The sequence below is a fragment of the Prosthecodimorpha hirschii genome (assembly GCF_001305515.1).
GTDB classification, from domain to species: domain Bacteria; phylum Pseudomonadota; class Alphaproteobacteria; order Rhizobiales; family Ancalomicrobiaceae; genus Prosthecodimorpha; species Prosthecodimorpha hirschii.
In genome coordinates this window covers 1,570,278-1,585,285 of the sequence record NZ_LJYW01000001.1, presented here as the reverse complement: position 1 = coordinate 1,585,285, position 15,008 = coordinate 1,570,278, and the positions used below count along the sequence as shown (strand labels likewise).

Sequence of the window (15,008 nt, the reverse complement as noted above, 5' to 3'; positions counted from 1 at the left end):
CATGGGTGCCGTCTCCGAATTCGCGCCCCCGCATGCCTCGCGGGTGGTGAGGCCGGATTCCGCTCTGGCGACAGCCGAGCGGATTCTCGGCGCTCTGGTCGAGATCCCGGCGGCGGTACTGGTCGTCGCCGAGATCGTCGTCCTGTTCTCGGGCATCGTGGCCCGCTACGTGCTGCACCAGCCGCTGGTCTGGTCGGACGAGCTGGCCTCGATCCTGTTCCTCTGGCTCGCCATGCTGGGGGCCGCGGTGGCGCTCCGGCGCGGCGAGCACATGCGCATGACCGCGCTCGTCGCCCGCCTGCCGCCGGGCGCGCGCGGTTTCGTCGATGCGCTCGCCGTGACCGCGGGCCTCGCCTTCCTGGTGCTGATCATCACGCCGGCCTATCACTGGGCCTATGAGGAGAGCTTCATCACCACGCCGGCGATGGAGATCGCCAATGCCTGGCGGGCCGCGGCCTTCCCCGTCGGCGTCGTGCTGATGATCGTCTTCTCGCTCTTGCGGCTGGCCCTGCGCGCAAGCCTCGCCTCGGCGCTCGGCGCGGCGCTCCTGACCGCGGCGATCGTGGCGGCCTTCTGGTTCGCCGGCCCGACCCTGAAGCCGCTCGGCAACTGGAACCTGGTCATCTTCTTCGTCGGTGTGGTCGGCATCTGCGTCTTCTCCGGCGTGCCGATCGTGTTCTCCTTCGCGCTCGCCACGCTCGGCTATCTGGCGCTGACCACGCGCGTGCCGCTCGGCACGCTGGTCGGCCGGATGGACGAGGGCATGAGCCATCTGATCCTGCTCGCCGTGCCGCTGTTCGTCTTCCTCGGCCTCCTGATCGAGATGGCCGGCATGGCCAAGGCGATGGTGCGCTTCCTGGCGAGCCTGCTCGGCCATGTCCGCGGCGGCCTCTCCTATGTGCTGATCGGGGCGATGTATCTGGTCTCGGGCATCTCGGGCTCGAAGGCGGCCGACATGGCGGCGGTCGCCCCGGCGCTCTTCCCGGAGATGAAGGCGCGCGGCGCCAAGCCGGGCGACCTCGTCGCGCTGCTCTCCGCCACCGGCGCACAGACCGAGACCATCCCGCCCTCGATCGTTCTGATCACCATCGGGTCGGTCACCGGCGTCTCGATCGCCGCGCTGTTCACCGGCGGCCTCCTGCCCGGCGTCGTCCTGGCGGTCGGGCTGTGCTTCGTGGTCGCGCGGCGCTACCGCACCGACGACCTGTCGCATGTCCGCCGCGCTACCGGCGGCGAGATTCTCAAGGCCTTCCTGATCGCCTTCCCGGCCCTGGCGCTGCCCTTCGTGATCCGCGCCGCGGTGGTCGAGGGCGTCGCCACCGCCACCGAGGTCTCGACCATCGGCATCGTCTATTCGCTCGTCGTCGGGCTGGTCTTCTACCGGCAGATCGACTGGCGGCGCATGGGCACCATCCTGGTCGAGACCGCGGCCCTGTCGGGCGCGATCCTGATCATCATCGGCGCAGCCTCGGCGATGGCCTGGGGGCTGACCCAGTCGGGCTTCTCGCGCACCCTCGCCCAGGCGATGACGCAATTGCCCGGCGGCGCCTTCGGCTTCATGACGGTGTCGGTGGTCGCCTTCATCATCCTCGGCTCGGTGCTCGAGGGCATCCCGGCCATCGTGCTGTTCGGGCCGCTCCTGTTCCCGATCGCCCGCGCAGTCGGCATCCACGAGGTCCACTACGCCATGGTGGTCGTGCTCGCCATGGGGCTCGGCCTGTTCGCCCCGCCCTTCGGCGTCGGCTACTACGCCGCCTGCGCCATCGGCAAGGTCAATCCGGACGAGGGCATCGGGCCGATCTGGGCCTATATGCTGGCGCTGCTGGTCGGCCTGATCGTGGTCGCCGCGGTCCCGTGGATCTCGATCGGCTTCCTGTGAGCCGGGATCCGCGCGGACGCGGGACGGAGTGAAGTCCATGAAGCTCAGGAATCGCGTCGCCATCGTGTTCGGGGCCGGCTCGTCCGGCCCCGGCTGGGGCAACGGCAAGGCGGCCGCGGTCGCCTATGCGCGCGAGGGCGCGCGGGTCGCCTGCATCGACGTGGCCGAGGCGGCGGCGGCCGAGACGGCCGAGATCATCCGCTCGGAGGGCGGCCAGGCCATCGCGCTGGCCGCGGACGTGACCGACCTCGCCTCCGTGGAGGCGACTGCGGCCGCCACGGCCGAGCGCTTCGGTAGCATCGACATCCTGCACAACAATGTCGGCGTGGTCGTCCATGGCGGGCCGACCGAACTCGACGAGGAGACCTTCCGGCGCAATCTCGACGTGAATGTCGGCTCGGTCTACCGCACCGCCAAGGCGGTGCTGCCGCATTTCCTCGCCCGCGGCTCCGGCGTGATCGTCAACATCTCCTCGCTCGCCGCCATCCGCTGGACCGGCTATCCCTATTTCGCCTATTACGCCGCCAAGGGCGCGGTGAACCAGGCCACCGTCGGGCTCGCCATGCAGTATGCCCGGCACGGCATCCGGGCCAATGCGATCATGCCCGGCCTGATCGATACGCCGCTGATCTACAAGCAGATTTCGTCGCAATATGGCAGCGTCGAAGAGATGGTCGAGGCGCGCAACCGGCTGGTTCCGCTCGGCCATATGGGCACCGCCTGGGATGTCGCGGCCGCGGCCGTATTCCTGGCCTCCGACGATGCGCGTTTCATCACCGGCGTCTTGCTGCCGGTCGACGGCGGACAAAGCTGCGGCGTGTCCGCCTGAGGCGGCGTCCTTCGTCGTTGCACGGTGGCGCAAGGCCGGGTCGGCGCGACCCGCCCCGATCGGAAAAAGCCAGCACGGCCAGAACCATGCGGCCGATCAACCGGTCCCGTGAGATCGGATGATCGGGTGGTGATTTCCCCGACCTGACGTGTCAGATCACCGTCAGTGCAGCCGAGTAGTGTGCTCTCCAACGGCAAGTCGATGCCGCCGGTTGGAGATTGCCCCGATGCAGAGATTTCTTCTTTCCGCCGCCGCCTTCGCGTTTGTCGCGACCGTCTCTGGCGCCGCCTTGGCCGGCCCGGCCTGCACCAAGGAACCGCGCGACAAGTGGCTTTCGGAAGAGGCCATGAAGACCAAGGTCGCCGAACTCGGCTTCAAGGTGAAGACCTTCAAGATCTCCGGCCCCTGCTACGAAATCTATGGCTGGAACAAGGACGGCAAGAAGGCCGAGGTCTACTTCAACCCGACCAATGGCGAGATCGTGAAGGCTGAGATCGGCGGCTGACGCCGTCGAGCGGCTGTGTCGACCCGGGTTCCGTCCAACCCGGTCGATGCGGTCGGGCGGGGCCGGCACGTCCGCAAGATCCGCCGGCTCCCCGATTCGGGTGGGTTGCCGAATGAGGCGCAAGACCCATCCGGATGCGAGCGTCCTGCCGGCCGTCCCCGGTGGGACGCTCGGCCCGTGTGGCCGGAGGCCCGCGCGATCCGCGCCGCGCTCCGGCATCGGGCCGATCGTGGCCAGCCTTCGATGCCGAAGGCCTTGCGGCTCCACAATCAAAACAAGGATTTCGGCTGCCATGTCGCTCGCCCGAGAAGGCGTTGCCGCGCCACGGACCCTGATGGTCTGGGATCCGCTCGTCCGCCTGTTTCACTGGACGGTCGTCGCCGGCTGCGTGGTGAACAGCTTCGTGTTCGAAGACGGCAAGACCGTGCACCGCTATGTCGGCTATGTCGTCGCCGGGGCGCTGGCGATCCGCATCCTGTGGGGCTTCGTCGGCACCGCGCATGCGCGCTTCACCGATTTCGTGCCCGGCCCGGCGCGCCTGATCGCCTATCTCCGGGCCATGCTGGCCGGCCGGGAGCCGCGCCATGTCGGCCACAACCCGGCCGCGTCGGTCATGATCCTGACCCTGATGGCGCTGCTCGCGGCGGTCTCGGTGACCGGCTGGATGCTGACGCTCGACGCCTATTTCGGTGAGGAATGGCTCGAGGACCTGCACGAATTGATCGCCAACGCGATCCTGGGCCTTGCCGTGATCCACGTCCTGGCGGCGATCTATGAGAGCATGCGGCACAGAGAGAATCTGATTCTCGCCATGATCACCGGCCGAAAGCGTCTATGAGAGCCCTGCTGATCGAGGACAACGACCGGCTGGCCGCCCATGTGGCGGCCGGTTTGGCATCGGCGGGCTTTGCCGTCGATCGCGCCGGCTCGTCGGCCGAGGCCGACGCGATGCTGGACCCGGCGGCCCACGACATCGTTCTGCTCGATCTCGGCCTGCCCGACGGCGACGGCCTCGCCTGGCTGAAGCGTCGGCGTGCCGGCGGATTGGCCCTGCCGGTCATCGCCGTCACCGCGCGCGGCCAGCTCGGCGACCGCGTGCAGGGCCTCGACAGCGGCGCCGACGACTATCTGGTCAAGCCCTTCGAGATGGCGGAACTGACCGCCCGCTGTCGCGCCCTGCTGCGCCGGCCCGGCGCGACGCTCGGCACGGTGCTGACGGCGGGCGCCGTCAGCCTCGATACCGCGGCCCGCGAGGCGCGCGTCGGTGGACGGGCCATCGACATGCCGCGCCGGGAGATCGACTGTCTGGAAGTGCTGTTGCGGCGGGCCGGCCAAGTGGTGCCGCGCCCGGCGCTGGAGGAACGGCTCTACGCCTTCGACGACGAGGTGACGCCGAACGCCTTGGAGGCGGTCATCTCGCGCCTGCGCCGGCGTCTGGCGGATGCCGGGTCCGGGCTCGACATCCACACCGTCCGCGGCATCGGCTATCTGGCCCGGGAGAAGGCGCCGCGCCGGGAGGGGCGATGACGCTCGCCGGCCTCGTCACCCGTCGCCTGGCCCTGGCGGTCGCGCTCGCCTTCGCGGCGCAGATCGTGCTGGTCGGCTGGGAATACGGCATCGATATCGAGGAACTCGCGAAGGCTTCGGCCGAACGCGAGATCGCCGCGATCACCAAGCGCCTCACGGTCGGCAAGGATCGGCTCTCCTTCGAGATGCCGCCGGATTTCGAGGAGCGCTACGAGCGCTTCCCCCGATCCTACGGTCTGCAGATCATCGACGGCGAAGGCGAGGTCCTCCTGGAGCGCAATGCCGCGCTGTTCGTCGGCGAGCCGTACGATCCGAAGTCGCGGCTCGATCTCGCCTGGAAGGTCGAGCCGGCTGCCGATCACGTCGTGCGCATCATGGCGCGACGGGTGGAAGGCGGTCCGGACCCCTACGTGGTCCGCTTCGTCGCGGTGGACGATCCGGCGGGCTTGTATTGGTCGGTCCTGTTCCACGAGACGATCGACCATGTGATCCTGCCGATGGTGCCGCTCGGCCTCGGGCTGATCCTGGTCGCCGCCGCGGTCGTGCGCCGCAGCCTCGCCCCACTCAGTGCGGCCGCGGAGGCGGCCCGGCGGGTCGATCCCGGCCACACGCGGTTCCGGATCGGCACGCAAGGGCTGCCGGCCGAGGTCGCCAGCCTGGTCGATGCGGTCGACCGGCTGCTCGGCCGCCTCGACGACATGGTCGCCGCCCGCGGCGCCTTCGCCGGCATGGTGGCGCACGAACTGCGCACGCCGCTGACGCTGCTGAAGCTCGATCTCGATCGGCTGGCCGGACCGGATGCCGAGCGGGCCCAGCAGGACGTCCAGTCCATGGCCCGGCTGGTCGACCAGCTGCTCGGCATGGCGCGGCTCGAGGCCATGCCGGCCGACCGGATGCCGACGATCGATCTCGCCGAGATTGCCCGCGACGTGGTCGCCCGGCTCGCGCCGATCGCGATCGAGGCCGGACGCGAACTCGCCTTCTCCGACCAAGGCGGGGCTCTGGCGCTCGGCGAGGGGGAGGCGATCTCGGCGGCCCTGCGCAATCTGGTCGAGAACGCCCTCAGGGTCACGCCCGCCGGCGGGACCGTGCTGGTCGAGGCCGGCCCCGGGCCGGAGCTTCTGGTCGCCGACGAGGGGCCCGGACTGCCGGCCGACGGGGTCGCCACCCTGTTCGAGCGCTGGCGGCAGGGCGACACAACGACGCGCGGCCGGGCCGGCCTCGGGCTCGCCATCGTGGCGCGCACCATGGAGATCCATGGCGGGCGGGTGACCTGCGGCAACGGGCTGGAGGCCGGCGCCTGGTTCCGGCTCGCCTTTCGGGCCGAATGAGCGCGCGATCGCCGCCAGGCACGCGGCCGTTCGCCTTTGTCGCCGATCCGTAGCATCCCTGAGTTCGGTCTTGACAGTTTCGTGAAACGGCGTTGTGATCGTTCGTATACGAATGATTGGGCGGGCGACGGCTCCTGCCGGCATTCCCGGAGGGTACGGATGTTCTGGCAGCCGACCTCGTTGCAGGAAGCGGTCCGCCTTCTGGCGGACGAAGGCGGCATCCTGGTCGCCGGCGGGACCGACGTGTTCCCCGCCCTGGTCGATCGGCCGTCGCCGGCCGGCCTGATCGATCTCACCCGTTGTGCCGAGCTGAAGGGCATCGCGATCGGGGCGGACGCGATCCGGATCGGCGCCGGAAGCCGCTGGAGCGAGATCGCCCGGGCGTCCCTGCCGCGCGGTCTGGCGGCATTGCAGGCGGCCGCACGCGAGGTCGGCTCGGTCCAGATTCAGAATTCCGGCACCATCGGCGGCAATCTCTGCAATGCCTCCCCGGCCGCCGACGGCGTCCCGCCGCTGCTCGCGCTCGACGCGGCGATCGAACTGGTCGGTCCGCACGGGCTCCGCCGCCTGAGGGTCGGCGATTTCGTGCTCGGCAATCGCCGCACCGCGCGGGCGGCCGACGAGATCCTGTCGGCCGTCCTGATCCCGCGCAGGCTGGAGGCCGGCGGATCGGCCTTCCTGAAGCTCGGCGCGCGGCGCTACATGGTCATTTCCATCGTCATGGTCGCGGTCACGCTCGTGCCCGGCCCGGACGGCCGGATCGCCGACGCCCGGGTCGCCGTCGGGGCCGCCTCGGCGGCTGCGCAGCGGCTCGGCGGGCTCGAGGCGCGGCTGATCGGCACGGATCCGGTCGGAAGCGCGCCGGCCGATCTGGTCTCGGCCGCCGACGTGGCCGGGCTGTCGCCGATCGACGACGTGCGCGCCAGCGCCGCCTACCGCCTCGATGCCGCCCGCGAATTGGTCGGCCGCGCCATCCTGCAGGCCTGGGAGGCCGCCCGTGCTTGATCAGCCCGCCGCCTTCGCCCTGACGCTCAACGGCGAGCCTTGCCGCATCGCCGCCGATCCGGGCGCCCGGCTCTCCGCGGTGCTGCGCGACCAGATCGGCTGCGAGGGCACCAAGATCGGCTGCAATGCCGGCGATTGCGGCGCCTGCACGGTCCTCGTCGACGGCGAGCCGGTCTGCGCCTGTCTGACCGCCTTCGGCCAGGTGGCCGGACGCGCCGTGGTGACGGTCGAGGGCATCGAGGCCGGCACGCGCTCGGGCGCGGCGCTGAAGGCTGCGATGCTCGCCAGGGGCGCCGCCCAATGCGGCATCTGTACGCCCGGCATGCTGGTCTCCGCGGCCGCCTATCTGGACCGGACTCCGGTCCCTGATGAGGCGGGCGTGCGCGACGCGCTCGGCGGCGTCCTCTGTCGCTGTACCGGCTACGGCAAGATCGTCGAGGCGGTGCTCGACGCCGCCGCGCCGAAAGGAGCGGAAGCCGCTGCATTCGACGGCGGGATCGTCGGCCGGCGGGTGCCGCGCCTCGACGGGGTGCCCAAGGTCGACGGCACCGAGCGTTACGGCGCCGACGGCTGGCCGGCCGAGACCCTGCTGCTGCGCGCCGTCCGCTCGCCGCATCATCGGGCGCGCTTCACGCTCGGCGATCTGGAGGGCTGGCGTGCGGCCCATCCGGGCGTCGTCGCCGTGCTGACCACCGCCGACGTGCCCGGCCGCAATCTCTACGGCGTGATCCCGGCCTTTGCCGACCAGCCAGTCTTCGCGACCGGCGAGGTCCGCTTCCGCGGCGAGGCGGTCGCGGCCGTGGTCGGCGACCGGGCCGCGGTCGAGGCGCTCGATCTCGCCGGCTTCCCGGTCGCCTGGGAACCGCTCGACGCGCTGATCGGCCTCGATGCCGCCCTGGCCGACGGCGCCGCCCTGGTCCAGGCCAACCGGCCCGGCAACGTGCTGGTGCGCGGGCGCGTCGCCAAGGGCGATGTCGCGGCCGGGCTGGCGGCGGCGGACCGGACCGTCTCCGGGCAGTTCGCGACCGGTTTCGTCGAGCATGCCTATATCGAGCCGGAGGCCGGCTTCGCCCGCCGGGTCGGCGATCGCATCGAGATCGCCGCCTGCACCCAGGCGCCCTACATGGACCGCGACGATGTCGCGCTCGTCCTCGGCATCGCGCCCGAGCAGGTGCGCATCATTCCGACCGCGGTCGGCGGCGGCTTCGGCTCCAAGCTCGACCTGTCCGTGCAGCCCTTCATCGCAGTCGCGGCCTGGCGGCTCGGCCGGCCGGTCGGGATGGTCTATTCCCGCCCGGAATCGATCATGACCACCACCAAGCGCCATCCGGGCCGGCTCGCCATGACGGTCGGCGCGACCCGCGACGGGCGGCTGACCGCGATCGACTTCTCGGGCGATTTCGATACCGGCGCCTACGCCTCCTGGGGTCCGACGGTCGCCAACCGCGTGCCGGTGCATGCCTCCGGCCCCTATTTCGTGCCCGACTACCGGGCCGAGGCGCGGGCGATCCTGACCCATTCCGTGCCGGCCGGCGCGTTCCGCGGCTTCGGCGTGCCGCAGATGGCGGTGGCGCAGGAGCAGCTCTTCGACGAACTCGCGCTCGGCCTCGGCCTCGATCCGCTCGAATTCCGCATCCTCAACGCGCTGACCGCCGAGACGCCGACCGCGACCGGCCAGGTGCTCGGAGCCGGCGCCGGCATGCGCGCCTGCCTGGAGGCGCTGCGACCGCACTGGGCGCGCGCCCGCGCGGCGGCGGAGACTTTCAACGCGACGGCATCGGGGAGCCTGCGGCGCGGCGCCGGCGTCGCCGGCATGTGGTACGGCTGCGGCAACACCTCGATGTCGAACCCGTCGACCATCCGCATCGGACTGAAGCCGGACGGCCGCATCGCGCTGCATCAGGGCGCGGTCGATATCGGCCAGGGGTCGAATACCGTGATCGCCCAGATCGCCGCCGAGGCGCTCGGCGTCGATCTGGCGGCGCTCGATCTCGTCTCGGCCGATACCGACCTGACGCCCGATTGCGGCAAGACCTCCGCCTCGCGCCAGACCTTCGTCACCGGCCGGGCCGCGGAACTGGCCGGCCGGGCGCTGCGCGCCGCCATCCTGCGCCTCGCCAATGCCGGACCGGACGCCGCCATCGTCTGCGGCCCCGGCCGGGTCATCGTGGCCGAGGGCGAGGCCCGGCGCGAGATCGACCTCGCCGGTCTGGCCGTCGACCGCCACGGCTACGTGCTGGCGGCGGAGGAGACCTTCGACCCGCCGACCAGTCCGCTCGATGCGAACGGGCAGGGCGATCCCTATGCGGTCTACGGCTTCGGCGCCCATCTCGCCGAGATCGAGATCGACACGGCGCTCGGCACCGTCCGGGTGCTGCATGTCACCGCCGCCCACGATGTCGGCCGCGCGGTCAACCCGCTTCTGATCGAGGGGCAGGTCGAGGGCGGCGTCGCGCAGGGCATCGGCCTGGCGCTGATGGAGGAATTCATCCCCGGGCGCGGCGAGAACTTGCACGACTACCTGATCCCGACCGTCGGCGACGTGCCGCCGGTGACCACCATCCTGATCGAGGACGGCGCCCCGGCCGGTCCCTTCGGGGCCAAGGGCGTCGGCGAGCAGGCTCTGATCCCGACCGCGCCGGCCATCCTCAACGCCATCCATCACGCCACCGGCCTGCGCGTCACCCGCGTGCCGGCGACGCCCGACCGGATCCGGGCCGGTCTCGTCGGTCTGGGAGGCCAAGCATGAGCGTCGTGGCGACGGAGACGGCCGGCGGGGCGGGGACCGGGACAGGCGCGCCGGAGGCGGGCAAGATCCGCTGCGATGCCTGTCCGGTGATGTGCATCATCAAGGACGGCATGACCGGCGCCTGCGATCGCTACGCCAATGCGGCCGGCGAACTGATCCGCGTCGATCCCCATGTCCTGATCGACCGCACGCTGTCGACCGGCGGCGAGGTCGTGCCCTTCCTGGAGCGGGAGGCGGACTGGGACGGCCGCATTCTCGGCGAGGCGACGACCTTCGTCACCGCCATCGGCGCCGGCACCACCTATCCGGACTACAAGCCCGCCCCGTTCATCGTCGCCTCCGAGATCGACGGCGTCGACATGGTCACGGTCGTGACCGAGGGCATCTTCAGCTATTGCGGCGTCAAGGTGAAGATCGACACCGACCGCTGGCTCGGCCCGGAACAGGCGGTGGTCCGCGCCGACGGCGAGGCGATCGGCCATGTCACGACCGGCGAATACGGCTCGCAGATGCTGTCGCTCGGCGGCGTCCACCACCTGACCGGCGGCTCCAAGCGCGAGGGCAAGGTCACCTGCGACGCGCTCCTGGCGCTCAGCAACGGCTTCGCGGTGGAACTCGCCATCGACGGCGGCTCGACCGTGATCGTGGAGGCCGGCAAGGCACCGATCGTCAACGGCGTGCCCGAGACGCGCATGCGCGTCGGCTGCGGCTCGGCCACGATCGGCATGTTCGCCAAGCAGTGGCTCGGCCTCGCCGATGAGGTGGTGGTGGTCGACGACCACATCACCGGCGTCCTGTCCGAGCATCAGGCCGGCAAGCTGCTCGGCATCCCCGATACCGGCATCCGCATGAAGGGCCGGCGCTCGACGCCCGGGCGCTATTTCCAGGTCGCCGAGCCCGGCACCGGCTGGGGCGGCACCAATCTCGCCGATCCGCTCGCCATCCTCGGCGCCTTCGACCCAAAGAAGGGCGCGCGGCCCGGCCTGACCCTGTTCATGGTCTCGACCACCGGCGAGCATGCCGCCTATTTCGTGCTCGACGAGGCGTTGCGCCCGGTCGAGCAGGCGATCCCGGCCCCGCTCGCCGCGGTCGCCGAGCGCATCGCGGAGAATTGCGAGCCGGCGCTGTCGACGGTGCTGTTCATGGGCGGCGCCGGCGGCTCGCTGCGCTCCGGCGTCACCGAGAACCCGGTCCGCCTGACCCATTCGGTCAAGCAGGCGCTGACCCGCGTCACCTGCGGCGGCGCGCCGGCCTATGTCTGGCCCGGCGGCGGCATCACCTTCATGGTCGACGTGACGCGGATGCCGTCGAACGCCTTCGGCTACGTGCCGACGCCGGCCCTGGTCGCGCCGATCGAATTCACCATGACGCTCGCCGACTACGAAGCGCTCGGCGGCCACATGGACCATGTCCGCCGCCTGTCGCAAGCCGGCACGCCGCAGGGGCGCCGGCTGGTCGCGCCGATCGCCGACAATCCCTGGCCGTTCGGACAGCCGGGCAGCGGGGGCACCCCATGACCGCCGCGGCCGCCCTCCGACAGCCCGCCTCCGATCCGTCCGCAACGGCATCCCGGCCGCGGATGGTCGCGCGGCTGCTGCCGGACGGGCGCCGCCTGCATCTCCAGGACGGACCGATCGATCTCATCATCGGCGCCGACGGGGTGCAGGACGCGGTCGCGGCGGCCTACCGGGCTGCGGCCGGGCGCTTCGCCGGTCTCCTCGACGAACTCTGCGCCGACCTCGCCCTCCTGCGCGCCCCGGCCGTGCCGGACCGGCCGCCGGCCGGCATCGTGGCGCGGCGCATGTGGGCAGCGGTGCTGCCGCATGCCGCACGGGCCTTCATCACCCCGATGGCGGCGGTGGCCGGCGCGGTGGCCGAGGAGATCCTCGCCGCCATGTGTGCGGCGGCCCCGCTCGATCGCGCCTATGTCAACAATGGCGGCGACATCGCCCTGCATCTCGCGCCCGGAATGAGCCTCGCCGCGGGTCTGGTCGACCGGCCCGACCGGCCGAGCCTGGTCGGCTCGGCGACCATCCGGGCGGCGGATCCGGTGCGCGGCATCGCGACCTCCGGCTGGCGCGGGCGTTCCTTCTCGCTCGGCATCGCCGATGCGGTCACCGTCCTGGTCGGCACGGCGGCCGAGGCGGATGCGGCCGCGACCGTCGTCGCCAACGCGGTCGACCTGCCGGGCCACGGCGCGATCGCCCGCCGCCGGGCGCGCGACCTGCAGCCCGACAGCGATCTCGGCGACCGGCTGGTCACGGTCGCGGTCGGTCCTCTCGACGCCGCCGAGATCGAGCGGGCGCTGGCTGGCGGACTGCGCGAGGCGGATCGGCTGATCGGCGAGGGACGCATCGTCGGCGCGGCCCTGCAGCTCGCTACCCGAGTGCGTGTGGCGGGCGATTTTCGCGACCTGACGGTGCCGGGTGACCGCCATGCGACGGTGACGGCCATTCCGGGGATTGACAAAATGCTGTCGGGACATGCCGTCTGGGCCGGACGGCGCCCGAGTGGTCAAAATCCGACATTTGCGTCCCGCAAATGTCAGATTGAATTGACCACGTCGTCAAAGAGTTAGTGGTTTGGATTCACGAGGCGGATGGGTACCATCCGTCTCGATCAAACCACTCGGCCGGTGGAGGAAGGACCCCGATGACCGGGATCGAATTGCGCAAGCGTGTGCTGACCGTGGAGGAGATCTTCCACGAGGGCGGGCCGGTGGCGGCGGAACCGCCGAAGCGTGCCGCTGCCCTGTCGGTGATCCGCAATCCCTTCGCCGGGCGCTACCACGAGGACATCGCCTTCTTCATGGAGGTGCTGAACCCGCTCGGCATCGACATGGCGGAGCGGCTGGTCGCGGCTTTGGGCGGCGATCCGAAGGCGATCCAGGGCTACGGCAAGGGCGCCATCGTCGGTCAGGCCGGCGAGCTGGAGCATGGCGCGCTGTGGCATGTGCCGGGCGGCTACGCCATGCGGGCGGTGCTCGGCGACGCCAAGGCGATCGTGCCCTCGACCAAGAAGGTCGGCGGCCCGGGCACGCGGCTGGACATCCCCGTCACGCATATCAACGCCTCCTATGTGCGCAGCCATTTCGACGCCATGGAGGTCGGCCTCGCCGACGGTCCGCGCGCCGACGAACTGGTGCTCGCGCTGGTCATGACCACGGGCGCGCGGGTGCATGCCCGCGTCGGCGGCCTCAAGGCCGCCGACATCAAGGGCGAGGACGGCCTCCGATGAGCGCGAAGATCCGCAAGCTGGTGGTCCAGCTCGACGAGACGCTGACCGAGATGGGCCGCACGGTGTCGCCGCCGGTGCGTCGCGCGGTGGCGGCGGCGGTGATCGAGAATCCCTTCGCGGGCGTCTATCAGGAGGATCTGTCCGAGCTGATCGCCATCGGCGAGGAACTCGGCGGTCTTCTGGCGGCGCGCTGCGTCGCCGCGCTCGGCATCCCGGGCGATCAGGCGGAGGGCTACGGCAAGGCCGCCTGTGTCGGCGAGGACGGCGAACTGGAACATGCCGCCGCGCTGCTGCATCCGAAGATGGGCACGCCGGTGCGCAAGGTGCTCGGCAAGGGCGCCGCGCTGATCCCCTCGTCGAAGAAGCGCGGCGGGCCGGGCACGGTGCTGGACGTGCCGCTCGGCCACAAGGATGCCGCCTATGTGCGCAGCCATTTCGACGGCGTCGAGATCCGCATCGCCGACGCGCCGCGCGCCCGCGAGATCGTCGTCGCCGTGGCGGTGACCGACGGCGGCCGGCCGCTGCCGCGGGTCGGCGGCCTGACCAAACACGAGATCAAGGGCGAGGACGGCCTGCGCTGACGCGCCTGCCGGCGCCTGGACGGACCGGGATCAGTCAACAGGGAGTGCTCGATCATGCAGACGGGAATCGGACGCAGAATGGTCCTCGCGGGCGCCCTCGGCGGCGCCTTCATGGCCGCCACCGCCTCCTTCGCGGCGGCGCAGACGATCAAGATCGGCGAGATCAACAGCTATTCGGGCCTGCCGGCCTTCACCGAGCCCTACCGCAAGGGCTGGCAGCTCGCCGTCGACGAGATCAACGCCGCCGGCGGCGTGCTCGGCAAGAAGCTGGAGGTGGTCTCCAAGGACGACGGCGGCAAGCCCGCCGATGCCGTGACGGCCGCCAACGAACTGGTCTCCTCCGACCAGGTCGTCATGCTGACCGGCACCTTCTTCTCCCATATCGGTCTCGCGGTCTCCGACTTCGCCAAGCAGAAGAAGGTGCTGTTCCTGGCCGCCGAGCCGCTGACCGACGCGGTGACGCTCGCCAAGGGCCACAAATACGTCCTGCGCCTGCGTCCGCAGAACTACGCCCAGGCGGCGATGCTGGCCGAGGAGGCCGCCAAGCTGCCGGCCAAGAAATGGGCGACCATCGCGCCCAACTACGAATACGGCCAGTCGGCGGTCGCCGTGTTCAAGGAGCTGCTGTCCAAGAAGCGTCCGGACATCCAGTGGGTCGCCGAGCAGTGGCCGACCCAGGGCAAGATCGAGGCCGGCGCCGTCGTGCAGGCGATCGCCGCCGCCGAGCCGGAGGCGATCCTCAACGTCACCTTCGGCCCGGATCTGGTCAAGCTGGTGCGCGAGGGCAATACCCGCGGCCTGTTCGAGAAGCGCGCCGTGGCCAGCTTCCTGACCGGCGAGCCGGAATATCTCGACCCGCTCAAGGACGAGACCCCGGCCGGCTGGATCGTCACCGGCTATCCCTGGTACGACGTGAAGATCGCCGAGCACGCGGCCTTCCTGAAGGCCTATCAGGCCAAGTACAACGACTATCCGCGCCTCGGCTCGGTGGTCGGCTACATGACCATGAAGTCCGCCGCCGCGATCATCGCCAAGGCCGGCTCGACCGATACCGACAAGATGATCGCTGCCGCCAAGGGCCTCGAGGTCCCGAGCCCCTTCGGCAAGATCGTCTTCCGCGCCTCCGACGGCCAGTCGACCCTCGGTGCCTTCGTCGGCAAGACGGCGGTCAAGGACGGCAAGGGCGTGATGGTCGACAGCGTCTATCGCGACGGCGCCGCCTATATGCCGAGCGAGGACATGGTCAAGGCGCTGCGTCCGGCCGACTGAGCCCGGTCTGAACCCGATCGGGGCCGGCCATCGCGCCGGTCCCGGTTCCCTCTCCGATCCGAACCCTTCAAGACGCCCGACGCGGGCGCCATCGGG

13 protein-coding genes are annotated in these 15,008 nt (G+C 70.9%); all 13 read left to right on the top strand.

The window, feature by feature from the left end; translation table 11 throughout:
* The first annotated feature begins 1 nt into the window (after position 1).
* The 13 genes from ABB55_RS06840 to ABB55_RS06780 all read left to right on the top strand — a co-directional run bounded on the left by ABB55_RS06840 (position 2) and on the right by ABB55_RS06780 (position 14,912).
* A complete protein-coding gene (locus ABB55_RS06840; RefSeq protein ID WP_083463417.1) occupies positions 2–1,879 on the top strand; it encodes a TRAP transporter large permease in 1,878 nt (625 codons plus the stop codon).
* Between the two features lie 37 nt (positions 1,880–1,916).
* Positions 1,917–2,708, top strand: coding sequence for an SDR family NAD(P)-dependent oxidoreductase (locus tag ABB55_RS06835; protein ID WP_054358141.1), 792 nt, complete (start codon positions 1,917–1,919; stop codon positions 2,706–2,708).
* A gap of 226 nt (positions 2,709–2,934) precedes the next feature.
* Positions 2,935–3,213 (top strand): PepSY domain-containing protein, encoded by a 279-nt coding sequence (locus ABB55_RS06830; protein WP_054358140.1) that lies wholly within the window; start codon positions 2,935–2,937, stop codon positions 3,211–3,213.
* A 292-nt stretch (positions 3,214–3,505) separates the two neighbouring features.
* The gene (locus tag ABB55_RS06825; RefSeq protein ID WP_054358139.1) at positions 3,506–4,051 is read left to right on the top strand and encodes a cytochrome b/b6 domain-containing protein; all 546 of its coding nucleotides are present in this window, start codon (positions 3,506–3,508) and stop codon (positions 4,049–4,051) included.
* Positions 4,048–4,740: a response regulator gene (locus ABB55_RS06820; protein ID WP_054358138.1), complete on the top strand. Its 693-nt coding sequence runs from the start codon at positions 4,048–4,050 to the stop codon at positions 4,738–4,740. Before ABB55_RS06825 ends, ABB55_RS06820 begins: the two co-directional genes overlap by 4 nt.
* Positions 4,737–6,071 (top strand): sensor histidine kinase, encoded by a 1,335-nt coding sequence (locus ABB55_RS06815; RefSeq protein ID WP_054358137.1) that lies wholly within the window; start codon positions 4,737–4,739, stop codon positions 6,069–6,071. The genes ABB55_RS06820 and ABB55_RS06815 overlap by 4 nt, the downstream gene beginning before the upstream one ends.
* 159 nt (positions 6,072–6,230) lie before the next feature.
* Positions 6,231–7,076, top strand: a complete 846-nt coding sequence (locus ABB55_RS06810) for an FAD binding domain-containing protein (protein ID WP_054358136.1) — start codon at positions 6,231–6,233, stop codon at positions 7,074–7,076.
* Positions 7,015–9,825, top strand: a complete 2,811-nt coding sequence (locus ABB55_RS06805; RefSeq protein ID WP_083463416.1) for a molybdopterin-dependent oxidoreductase — start codon at positions 7,015–7,017, stop codon at positions 9,823–9,825. Before ABB55_RS06810 ends, ABB55_RS06805 begins: the two co-directional genes overlap by 62 nt.
* Positions 9,822–11,342, top strand: a complete 1,521-nt coding sequence (locus ABB55_RS06800; protein WP_054358134.1) for a hypothetical protein — start codon at positions 9,822–9,824, stop codon at positions 11,340–11,342. Before ABB55_RS06805 ends, ABB55_RS06800 begins: the two co-directional genes overlap by 4 nt.
* Positions 11,343–11,404: 62 nt before the next feature.
* Positions 11,405–12,403 carry a UPF0280 family protein gene (locus ABB55_RS06795; protein ID WP_083463415.1) on the top strand — a complete coding sequence of 333 codons (999 nt, stop codon included), beginning with the start codon at positions 11,405–11,407 and terminating at the stop codon, positions 12,401–12,403.
* Positions 12,404–12,477: 74 nt separating this feature from the next.
* Positions 12,478–13,062: an amino acid synthesis family protein gene (locus tag ABB55_RS06790; protein ID WP_054358133.1), complete on the top strand. Its 585-nt coding sequence runs from the start codon at positions 12,478–12,480 to the stop codon at positions 13,060–13,062.
* Positions 13,059–13,643, top strand: coding sequence for an amino acid synthesis family protein (locus ABB55_RS06785; RefSeq protein WP_054358132.1), 585 nt, complete (start codon positions 13,059–13,061; stop codon positions 13,641–13,643). The genes ABB55_RS06790 and ABB55_RS06785 overlap by 4 nt, the downstream gene beginning before the upstream one ends.
* 78 nt (positions 13,644–13,721) lie before the next feature.
* A complete protein-coding gene (locus ABB55_RS06780) occupies positions 13,722–14,912 on the top strand; it encodes an ABC transporter substrate-binding protein (RefSeq protein ID WP_054358131.1) in 1,191 nt (396 codons plus the stop codon).
* Positions 14,913–15,008 lie beyond the last annotated feature (96 nt).

Bases quoted from the DNA above. Each gene is read 5' to 3' on its own strand.
- ABB55_RS06840 (WP_083463417.1), top strand. From the start codon at position 2: ATGGGTGCCGTCTCCGAATTCGCGCCCCCGCATGCCTCGCGGGTGGTG.
- ABB55_RS06835 (WP_054358141.1), top strand. From the start codon at position 1,917: ATGAAGCTCAGGAATCGCGTCGCCATCGTGTTCGGGGCCGGCTCGTCC.
- ABB55_RS06830 (WP_054358140.1), top strand. From the start codon at position 2,935: ATGCAGAGATTTCTTCTTTCCGCCGCCGCCTTCGCGTTTGTCGCGACC.
- ABB55_RS06825 (WP_054358139.1), top strand. From the start codon at position 3,506: ATGTCGCTCGCCCGAGAAGGCGTTGCCGCGCCACGGACCCTGATGGTC.
- ABB55_RS06820 (WP_054358138.1), top strand. From the start codon at position 4,048: ATGAGAGCCCTGCTGATCGAGGACAACGACCGGCTGGCCGCCCATGTG.
- ABB55_RS06815 (WP_054358137.1), top strand. From the start codon at position 4,737: ATGACGCTCGCCGGCCTCGTCACCCGTCGCCTGGCCCTGGCGGTCGCG.
- ABB55_RS06810 (WP_054358136.1), top strand. From the start codon at position 6,231: ATGTTCTGGCAGCCGACCTCGTTGCAGGAAGCGGTCCGCCTTCTGGCG.
- ABB55_RS06805 (WP_083463416.1), top strand. From the start codon at position 7,015: ATGCCGCCCGCGAATTGGTCGGCCGCGCCATCCTGCAGGCCTGGGAGG.
- ABB55_RS06800 (WP_054358134.1), top strand. From the start codon at position 9,822: ATGAGCGTCGTGGCGACGGAGACGGCCGGCGGGGCGGGGACCGGGACA.
- ABB55_RS06795 (WP_083463415.1), top strand. From the start codon at position 11,405: ATGGTCGCGCGGCTGCTGCCGGACGGGCGCCGCCTGCATCTCCAGGAC.
- ABB55_RS06790 (WP_054358133.1), top strand. From the start codon at position 12,478: ATGACCGGGATCGAATTGCGCAAGCGTGTGCTGACCGTGGAGGAGATC.
- ABB55_RS06785 (WP_054358132.1), top strand. From the start codon at position 13,059: ATGAGCGCGAAGATCCGCAAGCTGGTGGTCCAGCTCGACGAGACGCTG.
- ABB55_RS06780 (WP_054358131.1), top strand. From the start codon at position 13,722: ATGGTCCTCGCGGGCGCCCTCGGCGGCGCCTTCATGGCCGCCACCGCC.